Here is a 5,677-nt window from a genome sequence, read left to right on the forward strand (position 1 = left end):
GCCACGAATGCCCCCCTAATCGGATAATTACGAGAAACCACTAAAATTCCCACCGTGGACCGCACCCTGTCTCAGCCGCCTGCCCAGAATCGCCCCTCCCACCACCCGCACGCGCAGGTCTCCGTCGTCGTGATCGGCTACAACGACGTGGCACACATCGCCGACGCGGTGCGCTCCGCGCTGGCCCAGGGCCCCGTCGTCGGCGAGGTGATCGCCGTCGACGACTGCTCCACGGACGGCAGCGGCGCGCTCCTGGCCGCCCTCGCGGAGCGCGACCGCCGTGTCCGGGTGATCCGCCGCGCCACCAACAGCGGCGGCTGCGGAACGCCCCGCAACGACGGGATCGACGCCGCGGCCCTCCCGTACCTGATGTTCCTCGACAGCGACGACGTGCTGCCGCCGGGTGCGGCCGACGCGCTGTACGCCGCGGCGGCCGCGCGGGACGCCGAGGTCGCCGCCGGTCTCTGCGTGCGCCGCGAGCTGCCGTCGGGGCGCGAGGTGCCCTGGCAGCCCGAGCTGTACGCCACGGCGCGGCTCGTGCCGCGCCCCGAGCTGCGCACCCGCCTCGTCCACGACACGCTCTGCGTCGACAAGCTCTACTGCACGGACTTCCTCCGCAAGCACGACGTCCGCTTTCCCGAAGGCCGCTTCATCTACGAGGACTTCGTGTTCTGCGCGCGGATGCTCGCCGCGGCACCGCGCATCGCGCTGATCCCCGACACGGTGTACGTGTGGCACGTGCGCCGCGCCGCCACCAAGCTGTCGATCTCCCTCGACCGCTCGGGGATCACCAACTGGCAGGCCCGCATGGAGGCGCACCGCCGGTCCGTGGAGATTCTGCGGGGCGCGCCCGGCACCGGCGGCAAGCGGCTCGCGCGGGCGGCCCGCGCCAAGTTCATCGACCACGAGCTGCGGATGTACGCGCGCGAACTGACCTCGCGGGGCGCGGAGTACCGGCGCGAGTGGTGGTCCCTCACGCGCGCGTACCTCGCGACGTTCGACACCGCCGACCTCGACGCGGCGCCCGCCCCCGGCCGGGTCATCGCGCGCGTCGTCCTCGCCTCGGCGGAGCCGCGCGACCTGACCCGCCTGAAGGAGGTGGCGGCGCGCCCGGCCCGGCTCCCGCCGCCGTATCCGCGGGCGGCCGACGCCACGCCGATCTGGGCGGACGACCTCCCCCAGGTCACCCTGGAGCATCTGCTCGTGCGCCCGGTCCGGCTGCTGCCGCTCGCGGTCGACGGCGAGCTGCGCCCGCGCCCGGGGAGCGCCCGGCTGACGCTCCGGCTCCGCGAGCTGTACGGACGGGTGGCGGACGCGGGGCCCGGCACGGTGGACGTCGAGCTGATCCACCGGCAGAGCGGTCTGCCCGGACAGCGCCGTACCGCCGCGTTCGGTGCCGCGCGGGCCGACGGCACCTGGTCCGCCGAGGTGCTGCTCGACCTCGCGGCGCTTCAGGGCGGCGTCTGGGACGTCCGGCTGCGGCTGCACTTCGCCGACGGGACGGCGCGCGAGGCGACCGCGCGGGCCGTCGCGGGGCCCGGTCTGCTGCGCCGCACGGTGGTGCCCGGCGGGCGGCGCGGGGTGCTCCTCGTCCAGCCCTACGCCACCCAGGCGGGCAGTCTCTCGGTGCGGCTCGCCCCCGGTGTGCGGGGCGTCGCGGGCGTCGCGAAGCGGCGCCTCACCCGGCTTGTCCGCACGCTCACGGGCACCACGGCCCACTGACGCTGACGCCCCTCGAACACCCCCTCTGCGAGACTGCACGTCGACTGCAACGTCAAGACTGCACGTCATAGCCACGATGACGACAAGACGGGACAAGACGACCATGACCTGGCTGATCACCGGTGGTGCCGGATACATCGGAGCGCATGTCGTCCGCGCCATGTCGGAGGCGGGCGAGCGGGCCGTGGTCTACGACGACCTGTCCACCGGCGTCGCCGATCGCGTCCCGGAGGGTGTGCCGCTGGTGGTCGGCTCGGTCCTCGACGGCGAGCTGCTCCGGCGCGTCGTCGCGGAGCACGCGGTGACCGGCGTGGTCCACCTGGCGGGCAAGAAGCAGGTGGCGGGGTCGGTCGAGCGTCCGCTGCACTACTACCACGAGAACATGGAGGGCCTGCGGGTCCTGCTGGACGCCGTGACGGCCCCGGCGTCCGCCGTGGCGCACTTCGTCTTCTCCTCGTCCGCCTCGGTGTACGGCATGCCCGACGTCGACCTGGTGACCGAGGAGACGCCGTGCCTGCCGATGAGCCCGTACGGCGAGACGAAGCTCGCGGGCGAGTGGCTGGTGCGGGCGGCGGGCCGCGCGCACGGCCTGACAACGGCTTCCCTGCGCTATTTCAACGTGGCGGGCGCGGCCTCCCCGGAGCTCGCGGACACCGGCGTCTTCAACCTCGTCCCGATGGTCTTCGAGAAGCTCACGGCCGGCGAGGCCCCCCGCATCTTCGGCGCGGACTACGCCACGCCCGACGGCACATGCGTACGCGACTACATCCACGTCGCCGATGTCGCCGAGGCCCACGTGGCGACGGCCCGCGCCCTCGCCTCCTCGCCGCCCGGCACGGACCTGACCCTGAACATCGGCCGCGGCGAGGGCGTCTCGGTCCGCGCGATGACGACCCTGATCAACGAGGTCACGGGCCACGACACACCTCCCGTGGTCACCCCCCGCCGCCCCGGCGACCCGGCCCGGGTCGTGGCATCGGCGGAACGCATCACGAAGGAACTCGGCTGGACGGCGCGGCGGGACGTCCGCGAGATGGTGGCCTCGGCGTGGGCGGGCTGGCAGGCGCGCTGACCTTCCGGTCAGGCGGCGGCGCAGAGGGCCGCGGCCGTGGGCCGGGGCGCTCCGTGACCCACGGTCGCGGGGACCGGCAGGGCCTTCCGGGCGGGGGACGCGGTCGAGGCGGCGACAGGCGCGGCCTCCGGCGCCGCGGGCACCGGCTTGGACAGGGAGCGGGCGAAGACCAGCAGGCGCAGGACCGCGAAGCGGGCGATTCCGGCGAGTGCTGACGCCGAGAGGTAGACCGCCTGCTCGGCGACGGCGCCGGGCGCCGCCACCAACTGGTGCAGGACGACCATCGCCACGCAGGTCACCGCGTACGCCGCGGCCGCCGAACCGGCCGACTGCACATGCTGTCGCCAGGTCGCCCGGCCACCCGCACCGAAGGTGAAGCGGGCGTGCAGCTCGGTGGCCAGGAGCGTGGAGACCACCGTCACCAGCGCGTTGGCCAGGGCCCACGGGACCGAGGAGGCGAGGGCCGCGACGGCGAAGCTGGACGCGAGGCCCACGCCGCCGCCGAAGAGCACGAAGCGCGCGAAGGCGGCGATGGCGCCAGGTCCGGCCTGCTGTCCGTCACTCGTTGCCCCGGTGGTCTCCACCATGATCGACCCACCCCCTTCTCGGGATTCACTCCGTGTGCTTGCCGTTGCTGATGCCATGATGGCACAGCTCTGGCACCACTGCGAGGCCTTTTGGCTCCAACGATGCACTTTTTTGGCGCCACGACGACACCTGGCAGCGAATGACCAGGTCAGAGGCGTTGAGGGCGTTCGCCGTGAATCCCTGAGGAAGCCTGCCGGGCCCGGGGCGGCCGGATCGCGGCGGGCGCGGAGCCATCAGCGGCACGGGATGGCACCATCAGGCGCCACCCGTTGGGGAGGTGTAGCCACCTACACCTCCCCTACGGGACCACACTCTCTCCCCCGTCCGCCCCCGGATTTCTAGCGTTCTCCGTGGCAGCGGAACGGTCACGGAGAGGACGTACGACATGTTCAGGCGGCAACGCCACGGCGGTGACACCGTCGGCAGGGCGGCGGTCGGTGAGCACGGCGCGCTCCGGCTCGACGGGGTCAGCAGGTCCTACCGGCGCGGTGTGCGCGCCCTCGCCCCGCTCGACCTCACCGTGGAGCGCGGGCGGTTCCTCGCCGTCATGGGCCCCTCCGGCTCCGGCAAGTCGACGCTGCTCCAGTGCGCGGCGGGGCTCGACCGCCCCTCCACCGGCACCGTCCGCATCGGCGGCGTCGACCTCGGACCGCTCGGCGAGGCCGCACTGACCCGGCTCCGCCGCGAGCGCGTCGGCTTCGTCTTCCAGGCGCACAACCTCGTGCCGTCACTGAGCGTGCTGGAGAACGTCGCCCTGCCGCTGCTGCTCGGCGGCGGCCACGACGAGGGACGGGCCCGCCGCGCCCTCGCCGAGGTCGGGCTCGCCGGACGCGCCGAGGACAGGACGGACGAACTCTCCGGCGGCCAGCAGCAGCGCGTGGCCGTCGCCCGCGCCCTGGTGACGTCACCGGAGGTCGTCTTCGCCGACGAGCCCACGGGCGCCCTCGACCCGGCGACCGCGCGGGACGTCCTCGCGCTGCTGCGCCACGCGGTCGACGCGGACGGCCACACGGTGCTGATGGTGACGCACGATCCGGCCGCCGCCGCCTGGGCGGACGAGGCCCTCTTCCTCGCGGGCGGCAGCGTCGTGCACCATCTGCACGACCCCCGCGCGGACCAGGTGCACGACGTCATGCGCTCGCTGGGGAGGTTCGCGGCATGAGCGGCGGCCCCGGAAGCGTCCAGTCCGTCAGCGCCAAGCCCGTCGGCGTCAACCCCGTCGCCCTCCTCGCCTCCCGCGCGTCGCGCCTGCACCGCAGAGCCTGGGCCGCCGTCTTCGCCGCGCTCGCGCTCACCTCACTGCTGCTCGGCTCCTTCGGGCTCACCCTCGCCTCGGCCGGGCTCGGGCACGCGCGCGTGGAGCGGTACGCCGCGGCCGACCTCGTCGTCGCCGGGGACCAGCACACCCGCTACACCGCCAAGCCCTGGGGCAGCGCCCCCGAGACGGCGACGGCGGGGCTCACCGAGCGGGTCCGGGTGCCGCGCGCGGCGCTGGACACCGTGCGCCGGGTCCCCGGAGTGCGCGCGGCCGTGGCCGACGAGGTCATCCCGCTCGGCGTCCGGGGCACCGCCGCCACCGGGCGCCCCTGGGACGCCGCGCGGTTCGGCCCGTACGGGCTGCGCGACGGCACCGCCCCGCGCCGCGCCTTTGAGGTCGTCGTCGGGGCGGGCACGGCGCGGACCGGCGACCGCGTGGCCCTGCGGACCGGCGGAGCCGTCACCACGTACACCGTCTCCGGCGTCGCCGAAGGCCCCCGCGCCACCGTCTGGTTCACCTCCGCCGAGGCACGGCGGCTCGCCGGGCACCCGGGCTCCGTGGCCGCCATCGGCGTGACGGCCACACCGGGGACGAGCACCGCCACCCTGTACGCGCGCGTGCGGCACGCCCTGGACGCGGCCTCCCTGGAGAGCGTCGGCCACCGTGCCGAGGGCGACCGCGCCGGGCTGCGCGTCCTGACCGGGGATGGGCGCGGCGAAGCCGAGTTCCTCGCCGCCGTCCCCGCGCGGTCCGGGATGCTCGCCCTGCTCGGCTCCGTGACGGCCACGGTGGTGCTCATCGCGCTGCTCGTCGTGGCCTCGACGGTGGTGCAGGCGCTGGCGCAGCGCTCGCGGGAGCTCGGCCTGCTGCGTGCGGTCGGCGYGACGCCCCGGCAGCTGCGGGGCGCGGTGGGCCGCGAGGTCGGCCGGGTGGCCGCCTGGGCGGCGCTCGCCGGGGCGGCCGGGGCCGTCCCCGCCCACCTCGGCCTGCGCGCGCTGCTCGACGCCCGGGGCGCGCTGCCGCCGGGCCTGGAACTG

The 5,677-nt window shown here is 75.0% G+C and carries 5 protein-coding genes; 4 read left to right on the forward strand and 1 reads right to left on the reverse strand.

Annotation, left to right across the window (positions count from 1 at the left end; all coding sequences use genetic code 11):
• Nucleotides 1-54: 54 nt before the first annotated feature.
• Nucleotides 55-1,722, forward strand: a complete 1,668-nt coding sequence (locus AB8Z36_RS31065; protein WP_369216724.1) for a glycosyltransferase family 2 protein — start codon at nt 55-57, stop codon at nt 1,720-1,722.
• Between the two features lie 103 nt (nt 1,723-1,825).
• Nucleotides 1,826-2,794 carry a UDP-glucose 4-epimerase GalE gene (gene galE / locus AB8Z36_RS31070; protein ID WP_369216728.1) on the forward strand — a complete coding sequence of 323 codons (969 nt, stop codon included), beginning with the start codon at nt 1,826-1,828 and terminating at the stop codon, nt 2,792-2,794.
• An 8-nt stretch (nt 2,795-2,802) separates the two neighbouring features.
• Here the strand turns inward: galE and AB8Z36_RS31075 are convergent, their stop codons facing one another.
• Nucleotides 2,803-3,381 (reverse strand): GtrA family protein, encoded by a 579-nt coding sequence (locus AB8Z36_RS31075; RefSeq protein WP_369216725.1) that lies wholly within the window; start codon nt 3,379-3,381, stop codon nt 2,803-2,805.
• Between the two features lie 386 nt (nt 3,382-3,767).
• Here AB8Z36_RS31075 and AB8Z36_RS31080 point away from each other — a divergent pair, with 386 nt between their 5' ends.
• Together AB8Z36_RS31080 and AB8Z36_RS31085 are read left to right on the forward strand one after the other, a co-directional pair.
• Entirely contained in the window at nt 3,768-4,544 is a 777-nt protein-coding gene (locus AB8Z36_RS31080; protein ID WP_369216726.1) for an ABC transporter ATP-binding protein, read from the forward strand.
• The coding region (locus AB8Z36_RS31085; protein WP_369216727.1) for an ABC transporter permease at nt 4,541-5,677 on the forward strand (1,137 nt) is incomplete at its 3' end. The genes AB8Z36_RS31080 and AB8Z36_RS31085, both read left to right, overlap by 4 nt.

Origin of the sequence: Streptomyces flavofungini, assembly GCF_041028215.1 — a bacterium.
Lineage (GTDB): Bacteria > Actinomycetota > Actinomycetes > Streptomycetales > Streptomycetaceae > Streptomyces > Streptomyces flavofungini_B.